Origin of the sequence: Affinundibacterium flavidum (assembly GCF_014284175.1) — a bacterium.
In the GTDB taxonomy this organism is placed as follows: Bacteria; Pseudomonadota; Gammaproteobacteria; order Burkholderiales; family Burkholderiaceae_D; genus Undibacterium; species Undibacterium flavidum.
In genome coordinates this window covers 280,322-299,065 of record NZ_JACOGA010000004.1, presented here as the reverse complement: position 1 = coordinate 299,065, position 18,744 = coordinate 280,322, and the positions used below count along the sequence as shown (strand labels likewise).

Annotated in this window: 11 protein-coding genes; 4 read left to right on the top strand and 7 right to left on the bottom strand. The window is 47.5% G+C overall.

What is annotated here, in order from left to right; all coding sequences use genetic code 11:
* Nucleotides 1-32: 32 nt before the first annotated feature.
* The 5 genes from H8K55_RS06030 to dapF form a co-directional block, all read right to left on the bottom strand.
* Nucleotides 33-1,187 carry a sensor histidine kinase gene (locus tag H8K55_RS06030; RefSeq protein ID WP_186941167.1) on the bottom strand — a complete coding sequence of 385 codons (1,155 nt, stop codon included), beginning with the start codon at nucleotides 1,185-1,187 and terminating at the stop codon, nucleotides 33-35.
* Between the two features lie 47 nt (nucleotides 1,188-1,234).
* Nucleotides 1,235-3,115: a CIA30 family protein gene (locus tag H8K55_RS06025; RefSeq protein ID WP_230408497.1), complete on the bottom strand. Its 1,881-nt coding sequence runs from the start codon at nucleotides 3,113-3,115 to the stop codon at nucleotides 1,235-1,237.
* Between the two features lie 113 nt (nucleotides 3,116-3,228).
* Nucleotides 3,229-4,155, bottom strand: a complete 927-nt coding sequence (gene xerC / locus H8K55_RS06020; RefSeq protein ID WP_186941166.1) for a tyrosine recombinase XerC — start codon at nucleotides 4,153-4,155, stop codon at nucleotides 3,229-3,231.
* An 18-nt stretch (nucleotides 4,156-4,173) separates the two neighbouring features.
* On the bottom strand, nucleotides 4,174-4,833 hold the full coding sequence (locus H8K55_RS06015) for a DUF484 family protein (RefSeq protein ID WP_230408496.1): 660 nt from the start codon (nucleotides 4,831-4,833) through the stop codon (nucleotides 4,174-4,176).
* A 66-nt stretch (nucleotides 4,834-4,899) separates the two neighbouring features.
* Entirely contained in the window at nucleotides 4,900-5,757 is an 858-nt protein-coding gene (gene dapF, locus H8K55_RS06010) for a diaminopimelate epimerase (protein WP_186941164.1), read from the bottom strand.
* Nucleotides 5,758-6,048: 291 nt separating this feature from the next.
* On the opposite strand from dapF, the gene H8K55_RS06005 reads away from it, so the two are divergent.
* The 4 genes from H8K55_RS06005 (at nucleotide 6,049) to H8K55_RS05990 (ending at nucleotide 11,919) form a co-directional block, all read left to right on the top strand.
* The gene (locus H8K55_RS06005; RefSeq protein ID WP_186941163.1) at nucleotides 6,049-9,654 is read left to right on the top strand and encodes an indolepyruvate ferredoxin oxidoreductase family protein; all 3,606 of its coding nucleotides are present in this window, start codon (nucleotides 6,049-6,051) and stop codon (nucleotides 9,652-9,654) included.
* A gap of 151 nt (nucleotides 9,655-9,805) precedes the next feature.
* The gene (locus tag H8K55_RS06000; protein WP_230408495.1) at nucleotides 9,806-10,210 is read left to right on the top strand and encodes a DUF423 domain-containing protein; all 405 of its coding nucleotides are present in this window, start codon (nucleotides 9,806-9,808) and stop codon (nucleotides 10,208-10,210) included.
* A 147-nt stretch (nucleotides 10,211-10,357) separates the two neighbouring features.
* A complete protein-coding gene (locus H8K55_RS05995) occupies nucleotides 10,358-10,840 on the top strand; it encodes an SRPBCC family protein (RefSeq protein ID WP_186941162.1) in 483 nt (160 codons plus the stop codon).
* Between the two features lie 26 nt (nucleotides 10,841-10,866).
* Complete coding sequence (locus H8K55_RS05990; protein WP_186941161.1) at nucleotides 10,867-11,919, top strand: polymer-forming cytoskeletal protein; 1,053 nt, start codon at nucleotides 10,867-10,869, stop codon at nucleotides 11,917-11,919.
* A 104-nt stretch (nucleotides 11,920-12,023) separates the two neighbouring features.
* Here H8K55_RS05990 and H8K55_RS05985 read toward each other — a convergent pair whose 3' ends face one another.
* Entirely contained in the window at nucleotides 12,024-12,206 is a 183-nt protein-coding gene (locus tag H8K55_RS05985) for a hypothetical protein (RefSeq protein WP_186941218.1), read from the bottom strand.
* Between the two features lie 763 nt (nucleotides 12,207-12,969).
* Nucleotides 12,970-18,426: a DUF4214 domain-containing protein gene (locus H8K55_RS05980; protein ID WP_186941160.1), complete on the bottom strand. Its 5,457-nt coding sequence runs from the start codon at nucleotides 18,424-18,426 to the stop codon at nucleotides 12,970-12,972.
* Between the last annotated feature and the right edge of the window lie 318 nt (nucleotides 18,427-18,744).

Genomic DNA, 18,744 nt, shown 5'->3' with positions numbered 1-18,744 from the left:
CATCAAACTTTCTTAATGCCTTCCAATGTTTCTCAATGCGCACCGTGTAGAGGAATATGGATATCAATCGCAACACCTTGATTGACCGAAATAAGCATTTTCCCACCCATGGCACGCACGCGTTCACTCATGCCCGTCAAGCCATTGCCTTTTTCGATTTCGGGCGTCTTTTGTGTATCTTTAAAGCCATTGTCTGAAATATGAAAATGTATGTTCTGCTCTAGCAACTTCAGCGATAAATGACACACGCTGGCATTTGAATGGCGAATGATGTTGGTTACGGCTTCACGTAAAGCCAAGGCAATAATATTTTCAATCGCAGCGGGTAGTTGCACCACATCGACTTCGCTTTCTAACTGGACTTGGGCGGAATCTAAAGTATTTTTCGCACCGCGTAATTCATGGGCTAAACCGGTATCGCGATAACCTAAGACGGCTGAACGTACTTCTGCCAAAGCTTGGCGTGCGGTTTGTTCGATGTCGATAATTTCTTTTTTGCAGGCCGCATTATCTTTGTCGAACAGTTTCTTCGCCAACTCGGCTTTGAGCGTGATGACGGATAAAGTATGACCGAGTAAATCATGCAGATCACGGGCGATGCGCTCACGCTCGGCGAGTGCGGCGAGATGTTCGATTTCTTCTTGTTTTCTGAAGAGTTTTTCGTTCGCACGACCGAGTCGCTCACCGATGATCGCGCCCATCGCACTGGGGATACTAAAGATGACGGCAGGTATCCAAAAATACGTTGGAAATTTAAGCACGTAGCTGGCCAACGCGGCTCCTGCCAATACCAAAAATAGCCCCAGATAGGAATCACGTTTTTGCTGAAATCGCGAACACATGGTCGCCGCAAAAATCACGAAACTAGACCCACCAAAATTATAATTCGCCCAACCCAAGCCCAGGCTCAAAATGACGATGATGCAAAGTGCTGCACGCCAGCCGCTGATCCAAAAACTATAAATGTAAATCGGCAGGAAGATGCTGATACTCACGATGATCATCAGCAACTCGAAGGTACTTGGTGCTTCGTAGATATACTTCCAGCCAAAAATCACAAACGACAGCATCCAGAAAAAAGGTGCCTTACCATAGCGACTTGGTATCCATGGTTTGCTCCATAGGCCTTGCAGTTTTCCCAGAAAACCCACTGGTTCGGTTTGGCCTGCTTGGTTTGTCTGTGACATCTGAGTATCCTTACGAAAGTCGCGATGAGTATGCAAAATACGATGCGCTATTCTTTGAGCAAACGTACGTCGGCAATTTGCAATTGGTAAGTGCCTGCATCGGGTCCGGCATTGAAGCTAAGCATGGTGACGATGCTGGCATCTAATCCTTTAAACTGTTTAAACGATAAGCTGATCTCTTGCCATTCTGCACCCGCTGTAAATCGCTGATTTAAAGGGATATAACTGCCCTGCATGGTGAAGCCTACATTATAGGACTTGCCATCACCTTTCACCTTAAATTTCAGGGTGTTGGCATTGCTTAAATCAGCTGGCTGCATAGGTTGGCTTGAAGGAAAAAACACCACACCAGCCCAAGGAAAAGCAAAGCCGGGATTGATCGTTGCTTTGATCATCAAGGACGTTTGTCCAGCAATATCGGCGTCTGCCGCACTCAATTCCACGGCGGATTTCCCACCCATAGGTGCATCGGTAGATGCCATCCAGCCGTAACCAAAAGGACTGGCAAATTTGCTGGCGCTAAACAAGCTGATGCGGCCATCTGCGGGCAAGTCAATGGCAGATTTTTTGCGCGAATTTTCTTCTGCGACTTGTTGTATTTTTTGTGTGCGTAGCGGGGATACGATGTTGCCATTCTTCCAGATTTCAACGATGCGACGAGTGGAACTGATATCCGCACTGGGATCTCCATCGACTAATAGCAAATCCGCCTTATAGCCGTTTTGAACACGACCGCGATCTTTCAATTGAAAGGCACGTGCAGGTGCAGAGGTCGCCGCTTGCAAGGCGGCACTCGGAGACATGCCAGCTTGTACTAAAGCAGCTAGTTCATGATGCAAGCTGATGCCATATTGCGTGCCGCGATTACCAGCATCAGTTCCTGCCAAGACAGCAATCTTGGCTTGATGTAGCGCCGCAGTAAGTTGTTTTGGTGCGTTCAATAATTCTTGTTTCACTTCCATGCCGTAAGTTGTATTGAGTGGCATGAGTTGATTTTTACCCAGCAACTGCAGCATGTTGTTGTCAGCCAATACGTCTTTGGCTTTGATACCAGCAATACTTTCTAAGACCGAAAAAGTAGGAATCACGAAAGCGTGATGGGTTTTGGCGAGCTGCACCAATTCTTGTATCTGCGCTGGTGTAATCGCGGTGCCGTTGAACAAATGCACCAAACCGTCTGCGCCCGCAGCTAATGCAGCTTTGGCATCAGCGTAAGTACTGATATGGACAACCGCCAATTTATGGCGTGCATGACTGGCCTTGATCAAGGCTTGAACTGTGGCGAGATCGAGGCTATTGAAGTGAAAGCCGATGCCGCCTTGTTCCATCACGATCTTGATGAAATGCGAGCCTTCGGCTATCCGGCGATCGACCCAGGCTTGTGCTTGTTCTGGCTTAGTCAGTGTTTCGATTTCCATACCATACTCTGTGCCGTGCCCTTTTGGTGCCGTGGCGAGTATGCCTGCGGAAAATACGTCGGAACCGTTCGCACTGTTCGCATTGTTCGGATTATTAGGCTTTTGGCGACGTTGGTGCATATCCTGCATGGCTGCAACCGGACTGAACATATCGATCTGGGTGGTAACGCCAAATAGCAAAGGCAGGTCTTGATCTTGAAAAGCATGTACATGTGCATCGATCAAGCCTGGCAGCAGGCTACGGCCTGTACCATCGACTAATTGCATATCGCTTGTGATCTTTCCTTTGAAATTAGCATTGACGATTTTTCCCTGATTGATTAAGACATGGCGTGTTGTCAGCATTTTTTCGCCGTCAAAAACCCTTACGTTTTGAATTAGGGTGGCTGCTTGGGTTTGGGCTTGTGTTTGGGTTTGTGCTTGTACTGCACTAAGCAGGAGCAAGCCTGTTGTAAAAAGCGCAGTGCGCATTACGTTTGATACCCGATTGAATTGTGTGTTGATATGCATGGTCGTCTCCATTGGTCAGTGTTGATGGAGAGAGTATGGCGGCATCTCGCTTGAATTTTTAGAGCAGATTGCCACCAATTTTGTATGACAAATGTCATCCGCTTGGAATCGGATTATTTCTTTGCCCGCGGATGGGTGGCGTCATAGACCTGTGCCAAATGTTGGAAGTCCAGTGCGGTGTAAACCTGCGTCGCAGCGATAGAGCGATGACCTAGCATTTCTTGTACTGCGCGCAAATCGCCGGAAGATTGCAATACATGTGAGGCGAATGAATGACGTAATACATGCGGATGAACATCCGCCGGAATACCGATAGTTTGCGCATGTGCCTTCAGCCGTAGTTGCACAGAGCGCACCGACATGCGATTCCCACGTTCATTCAGAAACAAGGCGTGCTCAGCGGTTTTCACCAGCGTGGGGCGTATCGCTAGCCAATCTTGCAATGCCGCTAACGCGGGTTTGCCGACCGGGACGATTCTTTGTTTATTGCCCTTGCCTGTAACACGCACCTCAGCTTGGGCGAAATCGACCCAACCCAAACTTTGATAGCTGGCATCGCTGCAATCTCGCACATCCAGGCCGACTAATTCAGATACCCGCAAGCCACTGGAATACAAGAGTTCAAACATCGCACGATTGGCTAAAGGTGAAGCTTCATCGCTGCCGTGATGCGCGACTAACTGTACTGCATCGTCGGCACCCAGGGCTTTCGGTAGTGATTTGGCCTTCTTCGGCGCCTTGATACCTTCAACTGGGTTGGCGGGCATAGATATTTGCTCTGCCAGCCAGCGATAAAAACCGCGCCAGCTCGATAATTTGCGAGCGATACTACGCGGATTGAGTTCTTGGGCATGCAGTTGTGAAGTCAGGCGGCGGATATCAAAATACGTCAGACTCGCCAATTCTTTGTGTTGCGCGTAGCTTAGCAGTTCTGCCAAATCGAGTGCGTAAGCACTGACGGTGTGTTCAGATAATTGACGCTGCTGCCGCAAAACGTTGAGATACTGTTGTATCCAATCGTTCTGCGTGGTGGTAGTCATAGGAGAGATTCTATAAGTTTAGAGATCAATCATACACATCAAAGCGGCGCTTGAGGTGTCGGCGATTTTTGTCAAAAAATCGGTGGCCATTTCTTTGGTGAATCGTGCCGGATCGGGTGAGCCTAAGACTAAGAGTCCAAAGCAGGTTTCGTCAGCACTTAGGCGTAAGGGCAACATCGCGATGGAGGCGATTGCCTGTTCAGATTCTATCCAGCCAGCCGCTTCGAAGTCGTTGTTCGCGCCGCAAAATGGATTGCGTAATCCTTTTGCGAACAATTGCACATCTTCCGTTGTTTCGGCGGCAAACCAAGTGTGTTTGAAGTCTGCACCCACATGCCAAAGACGTAAGGTGGCATGCGGCAAGTTAAATATTTCTTGCAGGCTGCGCGTTAAAATATACGGCAAATCGACATCATTGCGCGCTAACAAAAGTTCACGCGTCCATTGTTGGAAACGATCCGTGATGACATCGTTTTCCTGCGCGACACGCATTAAGTCTGACAGGCGTAATTCCATGACTTTCAATTTTTCACGTACGACTTCCATTTGTCGCTCTTGCAAAGAAATGGTACGTCCCATGACAGGGCTAGTCAGTTTTATTTGCGCCAATAGTTCCGCATGTTCTTCAAAGAAATGCGGATGTTGACTCAAAAATTCTGCGATGTCATTGCTATTCATAATCATTGAACTCGGTGATCTAACTTAGTTATCTAATGGTTGGATGGTGTTGCGTGACGCCCGATTTTAATCAGCGATCTCGATTTCACCTTCAAAGACGGCAACGGCAGGTCCACTCAAATAGACCGGTTGTCCTGCGCCAGCCCAGGCGATTTGCAAATCGCCGCCGCGCATCCGTACTTCAACCGGGCTTTGCAGCACGCCGCGTTGAATCCCAGAAACGACCGCTGCGCAAGCACCCGTGCCACAGGCCAGTGTTTCACCAGCACCGCGCTCATAAACACGCAATTGGATATGCTGAGCATCATCGACTTGCATAAAGCCTGCGTTCACACGTTTTGCGAATAAAGGATGATGCTCGATTGTCGGACCTTCACTGGCGACAGCATGATGCTTAACATCTTTGACGATCTGTACAGCATGTGGATTGCCCATAGAGACGCAGCTTATTTCGACTACATGGTCGGACAAAGGCAAGAGATACAAAGTCGCATTCGCCTGTTCTTCTGTCGTCAGACCTTCGGCATCAAAATGTGAATCTGCAGGGACAAAACTCGGGACACCCATATTGACGGTAATCTGGCCATCGCTGGCGATACTTGGTTCGATCACGCCGGACATGGTCAATACACGTATCGTTGATTTAGTAGTCAAACCTTTGTCAACCACAAAACGGACAAAGGCGCGTGAACCGTTGCCGCATTGCTCAACTTCGCCGCCGTCGGCATTAAATATGCGATAGCGAAAATCCAGATCGGGTGTCGGTGGCGCTTCGACCACTAAAATTTGGTCAGCTCCAATGCCAAAGCGGCGATCCGCCAAGGCGCGCCATTGTTCGGCAGAAAAATGGATGGATTGATTGATGGCGTCAATCACAATAAAGTCATTGCCCGCACCGTGCATTTTGGTGAATTTAAGTTTCATGCAGGGATTATAGCCTGTAATCGTAGCCAGTAAGCATGGCTTGGGAAGTGCTAGTCTAAGCAATATAAAGAGTGAAATCCATGGATTGACCAGTACACTTTACTTAATTGTCAGTCATACTGTACTGGTCTTTTTGGTGGTGACTGTGCATGGGGGGCGAATAGGACACATGTTACTGTGCGAGCCTCGTAAATTAGTAGGCTTTGAGCGTATGATGCAGCCACAAGCTCGCATTTTTCGTTTCAGGGCGAAGGCATATTCAAGCCAAATCAAAAAAATCCCGGAGGCAGCATGAATTCCCCAAATAAAAACGAGCAATCCGCTATAGCGGATGCCGCAATCAATACGAATATCTCTCTCGACGACAAGTACACTTTAGAGCGTGGTCGCGCCTTTATGACTGGCACGCAAGCCTTGATTCGTCTGACCATGTTGCAACGTCAAGCCGATGAAAAAGCTGGTTTGAATACGGCTGGTTTCTTAACTGGCTATCGCGGCTCACCGCTCGGTGCGGTTGATACTACAGCCGCCAAAGCTAAGAAGCATTTAGACAAATATCACGTCAAATTTCACCCTGGCGTGAATGAAGACTTAGCCGCGACTTCGGTCTGGGGCACGCAGCAAGTGAATTTATTCCCTGGCGCAAAATACGATGGCGTGTTCGGTATTTGGTATGGCAAAGGTCCGGGCGTGGATCGTTGCGGTGACGTATTTAAACATGCGAACTTGGCAGGTACTTCGCCACACGGTGGTGTTTTGGTGATTGCTGGTGATGATCATGCGGCGAAATCTTCTACCGCTGCGCATCAAAGTGAACACATTCTGAAAGCTTGCGGTATTCCTGTGCTGTACCCATCTTCAGTCCAAGAATATCTGGACTACGGCCTGCACGGTATCGCGATGTCGCGTTACACCGGTTTGTGGGTAGCGATGAAATGCGTGACCGATATCGTGGAATCTGGCTGCGTGGTCGATATCGATCCTGATCGTGTTAAACCAGTGATTCCTACTGATTTCGTGATGCCAGCGGATGGCGTGCATATTCGAACACCAGACCCAATTCTGGAGCAAGAAACGCGCATGAATAATTACAAATGGTATGCAGCTTTAGCGTATGCCCGTGCGAATAAACTGAATCAAATTATTTGGGATAGCCCGAAAGCCAAGATCGGTATTATCACTGCGGGTAAGTCTTACCTCGATACACGTCAGGCTTTGGCGGACTTGGGCATCGATGAACAAGTCGCGAAAGATATCGGCATTCGTCTTTACAAAATTGGTTTGACTTGGCCATTAGAATCCGACGGCGTGCGCGAATTTGCGACTGGCTTGGAAGAAATTCTGGTAGTCGAAGAAAAGCGTCAAATTCTCGAATACGCTTTGAAAGAAGAGCTCTATCACTGGGAAGAAGCAGCACGTCCACGCGTGGTTGGTAAGTTTGACGATACCGGTGAGTGGACCAATATTCAGGGTAGCGGTCACGGCGAATGGTTATTGCCAGCGACGTATGAACTCAGTCCAGCACAGATCGCCCATGCGATTGCATCGCGTATCAGCCGTTACTTCGCTGGTCATCCAGTCGAACAACAAGTCAAAGAGCGCGTCGCTTATTTAGAAGCGAAAGAAGCGGCTCTGAATTCCGTATCCAAACCAGATGCGAACAAAGATCGTATCCCGCATTTCTGCTCAGGTTGTCCACACAATACATCGACCAAAGTGCCAGAAGGTAGCCGTGCTTTAGCCGGTATCGGCTGTCACTACATGGTGACTTGGATGGACCGTGAATCCACGACCTTCACCCACATGGGCGGCGAAGGCGTGACTTGGGTTGGGGCGGCACCGTTTACCAATGAGAAGCATATTTTCTCCAATCTGGGTGACGGTACTTATTACCACTCTGGCCTATTGGCGATCCGCGCAGCGGTTTCTGGTAACGTGAATATTACTTACAAGATTTTGTTTAACGATGCGGTCGCGATGACGGGTGGTCAGGAATTTGACGGTCCACTCGATCCGGGCATGATTTCTCGCCAAATTGCGGCAGAAGGCGTGTCACCGATTATCGTGGTGACCGACGAGCCAGAAAAGTATCCAGCGAATTATCCATGGGCAGCGGGCGTGACGATCCGTCATCGCAGCGAACTCGATGCGGTACAACGCGAATTGCGTGAATGCAAAGGCGTGTCCGCGATGATTTATGATCAGACCTGTGCATCTGAAAAGCGTCGTCGCCGCAAAAAAATCGGCAAAGACGGCAAGCCAGGTTTCCCTGATCCAGCCAAACGTGCCGTGATCAATGAAGCCGTCTGTGAAGGCTGTGGTGATTGTGGCGTGCAATCGAATTGCTTGTCGATAGAGCCATTGGAAACAGAATTTGGTCGCAAGCGTCAGATCAATCAATCTTCGTGCAATAAAGATTATTCCTGCGTGAATGGTTTCTGCCCAAGTTTTGTGACGGTAGAAGGCGGCAAGTTGAAAAAGCCAGCCAAGACCAAGGTTGAAGCAGGCGGTGCATTTGATGTCAGCAGTTTGCCAGCACCAGTATTACCAAGCACCGCAACGCCGTATGGCGTGATCGTGACGGGCGTTGGTGGTACAGGTGTGATCACGATTGGTCAGATCATGGCGATGGCCGCGCACTTGCAAGGTAAATCTTGTTCTGTGCTGGACATGACAGGTTTGGCGCAAAAAGGTGGCGCGGTGATGTCGCATGTACGTTTAGCGGATAAAGCTGAAGACATACAATCAACGCGCGTTGGTACTGGCATGGCCGATCTGGTCATAGGTTGCGATTTGATCGTGACTGCGGGTAAAGATGCGGTATCCCGTATGGGCGAAGGCCGTACTCAAGGCGCGATCAATGCCAGCAGCAGCCCGACTGCGACCTTTATTAAGAATCCTAACTGGCAATTCCCAGCAGGTTCTGCTGAAGCCGAGATCCGTAAAGCTTGTGGTCAAGATCGTGTTGATATGGTGGATGCGACGACGATCGCCACCGCTTTGATGGGCGATAGTATCGCGGCAAATATGTTCATGCTCGGTTACTCTTGGCAAAAAGCTTGGGTGCCCTTGACTGAAGCGGCTTTGATGCGGGCGATTGAATTGAATGGCGTGCAGATCGACTTCAATAAACAAGCCTTCAACTGGGGGCGGATTGCTGCGAATGATTTGGCGGCGGTACAGCGCTTAACCACGCCAGCACAAGTCATCGAGCTCAAGCGTGCACCAACCCTGGACGATACGATTGCGAAACGCGTGGCTTTCTTGACCGACTATCAAAATGCAGCGTATGCGCAAATCTATAGCGATTTTGTGAATCAAGTAAAAGCGGCAGAAAGCGAACTGGTCGATGGCAAAGGTTTACGTTTGACCGAAGCAGTGGCGAAGTATTTGTTTAAACTGATGGCGTACAAAGACGAATACGAAGTCGCACGCCTGTACACCGATGGCAAATTTAAGCAAAAAATTGCTGATATGTTTGAAGGTGATTACGCGATCAATTTCCACCTCGCTCCACCATTGTTGGCAAAGCGCAATGATAAAGGTGAGTTGATTAAGCAACAATTCGGCCCATGGATGATGAAAGCCTTCGGCGTATTGGCAGGCTTGAAATCTTTGCGTGGTACCGCCTTAGACGTGTTCGGCTACACTGAAGAGCGTCGCATGGAGCGTGCTTTGCCTATCGAGTACAAGCAATTAATTGGCAAATTATTACCGCAATTGAATGCTGACAATATATCAAAAGCGGTCGCGATTGCGAGCATTCCAGAGGATATTCGCGGTTACGGTCATGTCAAAGAGCGTCATTTCAAGTTGGCAAAAGAGAAAGAAGCGAAATTATTAGCAGAATTTGGTATGGTTGCAACAGTCACAACGACAGCAAAGTCTGCAGCTTGATCAAGTACGTGCTAAAATGTTTGTGTGTGTAGTGTAGGTGTGTAAGGGAAATGACCGGCTCGTCCGGTCATTTTTTTCGCCTGCAATTTTGTTTACTTAGTTCGCTGCCGCTTGCGGCGATCACAGTGGTATCGCTTTTTTCGGGATTTTTATGCAAGACGATCAGCAAAAATGGCTGCAAGAGCGTCATCTGCTTGCTTTTGGTGCCTTGAATTTATTTATCGCAATTGCTGCCGGAGCCTTTGGCGCGCACGGCCTAAAATCCCAACTAAGTAGTGAGATGCTCGCAATTTGGCAAACCGCGGTGCAATATCAAATGCTGCACGGTCTAGCATTATTTGCTTTGGCGAGTTTGTCGCAACCTTGGCCTGCTCGCACTATTCGTCGCAGCGCGATCGCGATGTTGCTGGGCATCTTGCTATTCAGTGGCAGTTTATACGCGTTGGCATTGAGCGGGATACGCATACTCGGCGCGATCACGCCAATTGGCGGCTTGGCTTTTTTATTCGCATGGGCAAACCTCTTTTGGATTGCGTTGACGACGAAAAGTACTTAATCGCGGGCACTAAGAGGTATAAACTGAAAGCATAAGTTTGCGGCACCAAAACGCAGAAAAATGGGATCAAAGCGCGGTGAAAGTGTATAGAGTGAAGTGCCACCTGAGCCTGCCATTTGTGCGACACCGATACAACAAGGATTTACTATGAAATTTGAACATCTGGTCGAAATCAATGACCTGAGCAATCCCGCGATACTGGTAATTACGCGTGAACAGTTATGGCGCGGCCTGATTTTGCGCGCAGAGTCGCCCAAATTATTTGTTGATTACATTGATGAATGCAGCATCACAGAGCGCAGCGAAGTGACCATGTCACGCAATTTGCGTTACGGTGATTTGCGTATTGCCGATCAAGTTAGTTTCGTTCATCAGCAGCATGTGCATTATGATGTGCCTGCGCAAAAAGATATTCCACAATCATCCCTGCGCATGAGCATAGAAGAGCCAGTGCCCGAAGCCTTATTTGTGCGCTTTGTGTATGACAGCGGCCATACCGTCGAACAAGATGCGGAGAATGAGATGTATAACGCTTATCGTCGTTCTGCTTATGAAGAAGCCGATGTTGATACCATACGCCTGATCCGCGAACTAGCCGAAGCCGGACGTTTAGATTCCTTGCCAACCTGATTTTTCACCAAGACTAAGAGCCCAATATGACGATGACGACAGCACCCGCGCCTTTCCTGGCGAAAAAACTTAAACGCAAACAATTCGCCAGCACCGGCGACGCCCATATTCAAGGTGATTTGCAGATCACGAATCAAGTCATCATCGGTGGCGATTTATTAGTCGATGGTAATCTCGAAGCCGAGGAAGTATTTTGTCTCGGCAAATTGACCGTCACTGGCGACATCAAAGTGCAGTCTCTGTATGTTGGTCAAGCACTCGATTGCGCGGGCGATATCGAAGTCGAATTTTTGCTTAAGACTGGTTGCAATGCCGAATGGATGGCGCGTTTGCTAGAACTGGATCAAGCTAAGCCAGCCAAAGACGGTAGTGCTTACATGGACAAGTTAGTTCATCCAGCCATCTTAAAGCGCGATGCACGTCACGAAACTTTTGGTGGCTACGGCGATATCCAAGTGCTCGGTTATCTGTCATGCGACGTGCTTGATTGCCACGGCAATTTGCAATTGGATGACGTCTTGGATGTCGCCGAAGTGCAATACGTCGGCGGTCATTTAAGCGCGATTGCGATTGCCGTCGATGGCGATGTGAATGTCAAAGGTGAAGTTTTTAGTGAGACCGACATCGCGGTTAACGGCGGCTTGTTCGCAGGCGAAGTGATTTGTCAGGGCAACTTAAACGTGGGCTCGATTCACAGTCACGGCGACATCAGCGCTTGGGGAACGATACGCGCAGTCGGTCAAATCACCAGCCTAAACGGCGAAATCCATAGCGGTCGTTGGATTGCCACGAAAGGCACCATCTATGCCGCGAAATACATTAAAGCCGGTGAAGCTCTGGTAGCAGAAAAAGGCATCACTTGTGGTGCTGATTACGGCATTCTGGCAGCGACCACAGTTAAGCGTTCACTATGGGAAGTACGCGGCTTTGTCTCTGCACCGACTAAACCTAAATTGGTATTGTCCGGCAAATTCGTAGAAGACAAAAAACTCAAACATATCGATGCTTTAGAAAAGAAACGCGATTGGGAATTGGATTGGGAAGTGCCACGTCGCCTGCAACGAGACATGATAGGTTAAGTCGCATCATTAAGTTGCAATAAGCTGCAATAATTCCGACTTGTACAAAGAGGGGCGATTTCATCATAGGTGACATCGCCCTTCGTGTTTTTATGAATGAGCGACTACGTTGACGCAGGGAATTCTGAACTATTTTCTTGGATGCTAGAAATCACCGGTACTTCGCTTTGCTGCTGCACTAAGGGCGGCAGCTTTTTGTTAATTAAGGGAAGATTACTCAATTCAGTTCCATCGGGCTGTACCGCCTGTTGCGCGGATAACCAGTCGCCCGTATCTTTTGTTTGCATGTTGATCGCTTCTGCCAAATTCGTTGATAGTTGCTGGGCCTAGGTGAAAAATTAAGCGAAAACTTCTCACTCTACCAGCAGCGCTCCATCATAAATGGCACAAAGAAAGCTAACCGAAGAGTTTGATCTATTCATGAGCTAGCGCAAATTCTGTGACTCTGTTGCCCAGCGCAACTATGCATTACACCACTTCCGGTTTTACAAAAAAATGAATTGAGGAATACTATTATCAACCACATAAATCGCAAGGGTTTTTGATGAAAGCCTGCCCCATGAATATTCCACGTCTGATCTTTGGCTATGCCTTGGCATTTATAAGCATAGCTATAAGCACTGCCGCACAAGCGAAAGTCAAAAAGTGTACCGATAGCCGTGGGAAAGTGACTTATATCTAGGCGGTGTGCCCGCAAGCAACCGCCAAAGATAAAACTATCATGGCCTACACACCAGTCAGCAGCGCACAGCCCTCTACAGCTACAGATTGGAAGGCAGAGAATTAAGCTTCAATTAGTGCCAAGCCCAGCGCAATCATCTGGACGCAGTCGAAAAACGCAACCGCGCAGCGATGGCCGCTTTCGACAAAGCGACTAGCAAGCCTTTGGCACCTGGCGAATCACGCCGGATTGCCTTGTATTTGACTATGCCTTAAGACGGTAATTGATCGTTATTGATTAATTTTGAGATAAAAAAAGCGCCACATTGTTGCATGTGGCGCTTCACTTACTTTCTAATTCTCAAATTCGAAGAATTTTAAGTCTGAAAATCAAAAGAACTGCAAATCCTCCGCATTCACACCGACTAATTGCAATGCAGCCTGGGTGCTGGTGGCTGTTACTGCGCCAGCAATATCGATGCTTCGTTCATAAGCATTATCGACAAAGTTGATACCCCAATCAATCGCTACAGTTTTACCAACCAAAAACTTATTGTCTAACAGATCGGCCACATAGCCGAAATCTGCATTACCTTTAAACGTATGGGCAGACGTTAAGATATCTTGCGCTAAAGTACTTCGCGTTGACGTGCCATTCGTTAGTTTATTTTTCCAATAACTGAGACCTGCTTCGTCGGCACCGTTATCACGCCCAAGAACGTTGCGATAAAAAGTATGGATGAAGTCGTCGTCAGTCATGGTTTTCGTGAAACCGGTGCGTGCTGTAAATTGATCGGATGAGCCAATTGAATAAAATGACTCCGCAATTTTTGCCATCGTCTGCCCGCCTTTCAATTGGTCGATCCAATACGACATACCATCGGCGTCAGGTGTACGATTGAAGAAAGCAATATATAACTCGATGAGGGTTTTCACATCGCCGGCGGCAACGCTACTCGCCTTTTCTTTGACCGTCAGATTCAATTGCAGGTCGGAAAATTTGAGATACTCCACTCCGCTGAGATTGTCTGTACCTTCGCCGTTTGTATAGTATCTTCCCCCAGTACTAAATCCAGCGTCAGTTTTGGTGAGTTTGTATTCTCTAAAGCTTGCATTGAAGAGTACGGTATCGAAACCAGCACCGCCAATTAATTTATCATTGCCAACGCCAGCAATTAAAATATCATCGCCGGCACCGCCGTCAAGCGTGTCATCACCGCTTCGGCCATCCAAAGTATCATTGCCAGCAAGTCCGGATAAGGTATCGGATGCCCAGCTACCGAGGAGTTGATTGGATGCGCTGTCACCGACCTGCGTAAGCCCTTCGATGGAGCCCTTAGGATCATATAAATCTACAAAGTGATTTTGATTGAGGGAATTGATGTCGGTATTTTTTAGCGTCAGTATCGTTTTACCTGCAATCGGACCTGTACCATCTAGGTCAAGAACGAGTGCTACATCTTTCCCATTTTGTCGGAGACTCACATAGCCGTTTGTAAATGGATTTTGGATAGAATTGGTGGAGTAATTGAGATGGTTGACGATAGATTGCAATGAAATTTTGTCTCCATTGGAGGCAACATCAAAATCTAAAATAGCGACCATGGCATTTTCTGAATACCAGCCGGCTTCAAAAGTATCAGAGCCACTGCCGCCAGTGATATTCACTTCTATCTTATTAGAAGAATAATTTCCAAGGGAAAACAGATCCTGACCTGCACCACCATCGAGTGTCAAATTGCCGAAGGTTCCGCTGATGTATTGGGCGCTGAGATTGAAGGTGTCATTGCCGTCACCGCCAATAAGCACGCCACTACCATTGTTAATATTAATCGTATCATCGCCAGCACCGCCGTCTGCTTTGTTACTGCCAATACTATTGATGACGATTATGTCATTGCCTTCACCACCTGAAAAACTATTGTTACCGGCGTTATCTTCCAACCAGTCATTTCCTGAGCCACCAAATAATTGATCGTCGCCTGCTGAACCACTGATCTTGTCGTCGCCTCCATTGCCACTGAGTATATCGTTGAGTTTAGTGCCAAGCAGAGTATCGTTTTGCTCGTCGCCTTCGCGTTCTATGCCTTGTAAAATACCATCTGGTGAATAGTAATTCACAAAATTCGCGGCGATCAGATCGCTAGCCTTCACATTTTTTAGAATGAAGGTATCCTGAAACTGCTTGTAATCCTCTGGGCCATCAAGATCAATTTGTACGATGGTATCGTTGCCACGCTGTAACAGGCGCGCATAACCTGTCTGGCCAAATGGATTTTTTTCTCGAATGGAATAATCAAGTAAGTTGCTGATGTCAAGGTAATCGCCTTTGACACCGGGTACAAAGTCATTGATGAGGTACTGCACCTTACCGTTGACATAGTCCATTGAAAAGGTGTCGATACCATTGCCACCGCTAATTTCGAGTTTTGCTATGTCGTTGGAGCTGTAATTATTTTGCAGGCTAATCTTGTCTTGGCCATTACCACCGTTAACACGCACAACATGATCGCTCAATTGGTTGATGCTTGAGTAATAAAAGCGTACCACTAGCTTATCGTTACCGTCATCACCGTTCAATACATCATTACCGGCCCCAGCAGTAAGAAAGTCGTCTCCATTGCCGCCATTGAGAATATTGGACCCGGTTCCTGATGTGGAGAGTATATCGTTACCCTCTCCACCGTATAAGGTATTGTTGCCACTTGATTCGGAATCGTAGAGATTATCGTTGCCAGCATCGCCATATAAAATGTCATTCCCAAGGCCGCCGTTTAATTCATCGTTGCCATTACCGCCGTGTAATTCATCGTTACCACGCTCTCCGAATAATGTATCGTTTCCTGCACCACCAAATAGAGTGTCATTGAGGATTTTTCCGTTAAGTGTGTCATTTTTTGTGGTGCCGTAGAGCGTCATACCAACTTCCGAACCATTCGGATTGATGCCACCGGTAAAGTTAGTGAGTGTGAGCGTATTTGCCTGTAGATTCTTGAGTGTGATGATAGGTCGGAAGCTATACATCAAATGATCTGGACCATCGAAGTCATATTCGATCACGGCATCGCTGCCTTTTTGGACAATTCTCAATACACCAGAAGCGCCGAAAGGATTGCCTCCTTTGTAGTTGTAGCTGCTCAATAGGTCAGCCAATTCAATGACATCACCTTGATTCCCTGATTGGAAATCGTTGATGATGAGATGTCCGTTGATGCTTGTTGAGCTTATTTCAAAAGTATCTTTGCCGTTACCACCATTGACAACAGCAATCGAGTCTGGCGACCGTGGCGCAAACATGAAAGTGTCGTCGCCAACTCCCAGATTAATTGTCCCTATGCCGCTATTGGATGGATTTCCCCAGTAGCCTCCGTACTCGACACGATCATTGCCTGAGCCAGCATCTATCGTGACGAGACCACCCGAGGTGCGGATTAAGTCATCCCCGTCACCACCTTCTGCGATACTTCCCTCGCCATTGAGGTTAATTTGATCTTTACCGGCGCCGCCACGGAGAATGTTGGTGCCGTATTCGTCACTTAAATTGTCGTCGCCATCACCACCATCTAGAGTGTCGTCACCAGCTCCGCCATCTAATCGATCATTTCCAGTACCACCCGATAGGACGTCGTTACCACTGTCCCCATTTAAATCATCATTCCCCGCGTCTCCATACAATGTATCGTTGCCCGCACCACCCTGAATACGGTCATCGCCATCCACACCATAAATTGTATCGTTGAGATTTTTGCCCGCGAGAATATCGGCGCCATTGGTGCCACGAATTTCTTCCCCGATTTCACTGCCATTTGGGTGCCAGCCTTTGGCAAAGTTTTTAGAGCTCAAATTCTGCAGTAGAATATTTTCTAAAGTAATGAGAGTGCGCATTCCATAGAGGCTGCTCGCCGCTCCATCTGGGTCAAATGAAATGACGACGTTGTTACCGTCTTGACTCGCTTTAAAATAGCCAAGGCTACCAAAAGGATTGCTCGCGACAGAAGACGGCATTAGTGGATTAAGATCAATCATATCGCCATCTGTGATGGAGAAATCAGTTACTTTTGCGTCACTAATATTGGAGCTATAGAAGATGATCGTATCAACACCAGCGCCACCATTAATGCTGATATTTTTTAGTTTGCTATAAGAGTTAATGCTAAATGTGTCGTTGCCATTGCCGCCCTCATATATGCCTCCTTCAAACGACAAAGCATCATTGGATGCAATATTGAAGCGATCATCGCCATCCTGACCACGTTGCGTATTAAAACCATTAGAGTCGAAGAATATATCGTCGCCGCTACCACCTTCTAAAACGTCGTTTCCATTTCCGCCATAAAGCGTGTCATTACCGGCTCCGCCTTTCAATAAATCATTACCATCGTCTCCGTAAAGCGTATCTGAATCTTGTGCGGAATCTTCGTTGCCACCGATGAGAGTATCATCACCAGCACCACCGTAAAGCGTATCGGGGCCAGCCAAGCCAGAAATATGATCGTTGAGGATATCGCCACTTAAAGTGTCGGCGCCATTAGTGCCAACGATGGTCATTCCAACCTGGCTGCCATCTGGATTAAAGCCGCCCACAAAATTTGCTGCTGTTAATTGATTAGGTGCGATGTTTGCGAATGTCAGCAAAGTCAGAAAATCTGAATTGCCTTGTGTAGTTGGCTTATATTGCAATTGTGTGTCAGTACCTACTTTGAGCAGGCGCATAGTGCCATTGGCAGCAAAGGGATTGGTATTGGAATTCCAAGGTACAAAATTACTCAGTTTTATTTGGTCACCATTCGCACCGACGGCAAAATCTTGCACGATATAATGCGTGCCTTGGGAAGAATCGTAACCATACCCAAAGGCGATCGTATCCGTTCCAGCACCGAGTTTGATATTGATGACATTTTTGTGCCCTCCTAGCCCTAGTGTCAATTTATCGTTGCCATTGCCCGCATCCAAATTGGCAGTGCGTGTTTGATAATTATTGGGTTGAAAATTGATGGTGTCATCACCGTCGTCGCCGTTAACATCATCTGCGCCGTTCGCGCTAATTTCATCGTTGCCCGTACCGCCGGATAGCTGGTTAAACTCGCCCAGTGTATAGTTAGCGCTGGAGATTATTCTGTCGTTTCCATCACCGCCAAAAAAGATGTTGCTTCCGCTGTAGTCATAGAGGTAGTCGTCACCAGCGCCACCAGACAAAGTGTCATTGCCACTGCCGCCATATAGCGTATCGTTGCCCGTATCGCCATATAAGCTATCATTCCCCTCATCGCCATACAGGTAGTCGCTGCCGGTATTACCATGCACGATGTCGTTGCCGGCACCACCATAAATATTGTCATTCGCATAGGCCGAAGTGTCGGTTTCATTGTCGCCATTGATGATGTCGTCACCGTCATAGCCGTTAATGTAATCAGATCCCCCTGCGCCATTCAGAATATCTGCCTTGCTTCCCCCATGGATGGTGTCCGAGCTATCAGTACCGGTGAAGTTGATGGCGATATTACTGAGTTCTGTTTTAAAACTTGCCACGTCATAATAAGGGGCTTGATATGCCAAGCCTTCTTTCGTTGTGACGATTCCGGTCGATAAGGTGACGCGATAATCCGTCAGAAAAGCAAAATCAACGCTAGGGTTGAGTGTCAAGACATTGCCTGAAATAGAAACATTCGGGCCAGTAACACTTTCATATACAACCACTTCGCCAATGCTATTTTTAATGGTGATGTAGCCAACTCCGGCGAAAATCGCTTCGCTAAACGTGAAGGTAATATTGCTATTGATCGCAACGTTGCTCCCATACGATGGGCTGGTCGAATTGAGATAAAGTGTTTTGTTTGCTTGAGTCATTTTGCGAAGAAAGGTAGGAACGTTGTTTGTCAAAAAAGCACGCGAGTTTATAGCACAAAAAATGAAGCTCACCAGTGAAATATATTGATATTTATGTCACTCATCAATCTTCTGATGAGATCTAATTTGGGTAAATGACAAGCTTTAGATTGGTGGTGAGAGCTAGGCTGCAATGTAACTCGCGCTGCCATATGCCCTTGTGGTAACGTCATTGGGAGTGATGTTACAAATGCCAGGTGGTGAGTCGAACTTAGATTGCGTAAATAATGGTTGTGGCCAAGATGCGTATTGATCTTTTGTTGATCAATACGCACTAGG

Coding starts and splice junctions, on each gene's coding strand:
- H8K55_RS06030 (WP_186941167.1), bottom strand. CDS start 1,187: ATGTCACAGACAAACCAAGCAGGCCAAACCGAACCAGTGGGTTTTCTG.
- H8K55_RS06025 (WP_230408497.1), bottom strand. CDS start 3,115: ATGCATATCAACACACAATTCAATCGGGTATCAAACGTAATGCGCACT.
- xerC (WP_186941166.1), bottom strand. CDS start 4,155: ATGACTACCACCACGCAGAACGATTGGATACAACAGTATCTCAACGTT.
- H8K55_RS06015 (WP_230408496.1), bottom strand. CDS start 4,833: ATGAATAGCAATGACATCGCAGAATTTTTGAGTCAACATCCGCATTTC.
- dapF (WP_186941164.1), bottom strand. CDS start 5,757: ATGAAACTTAAATTCACCAAAATGCACGGTGCGGGCAATGACTTTATT.
- H8K55_RS06005 (WP_186941163.1), top strand. CDS start 6,049: ATGAATTCCCCAAATAAAAACGAGCAATCCGCTATAGCGGATGCCGCA.
- H8K55_RS06000 (WP_230408495.1), top strand. CDS start 9,806: ATGCAAGACGATCAGCAAAAATGGCTGCAAGAGCGTCATCTGCTTGCT.
- H8K55_RS05995 (WP_186941162.1), top strand. CDS start 10,358: ATGAAATTTGAACATCTGGTCGAAATCAATGACCTGAGCAATCCCGCG.
- H8K55_RS05990 (WP_186941161.1), top strand. CDS start 10,867: ATGACGATGACGACAGCACCCGCGCCTTTCCTGGCGAAAAAACTTAAA.
- H8K55_RS05985 (WP_186941218.1), bottom strand. CDS start 12,206: ATGCAAACAAAAGATACGGGCGACTGGTTATCCGCGCAACAGGCGGTA.
- H8K55_RS05980 (WP_186941160.1), bottom strand. CDS start 18,426: ATGACTCAAGCAAACAAAACACTTTATCTCAATTCGACCAGCCCATCG.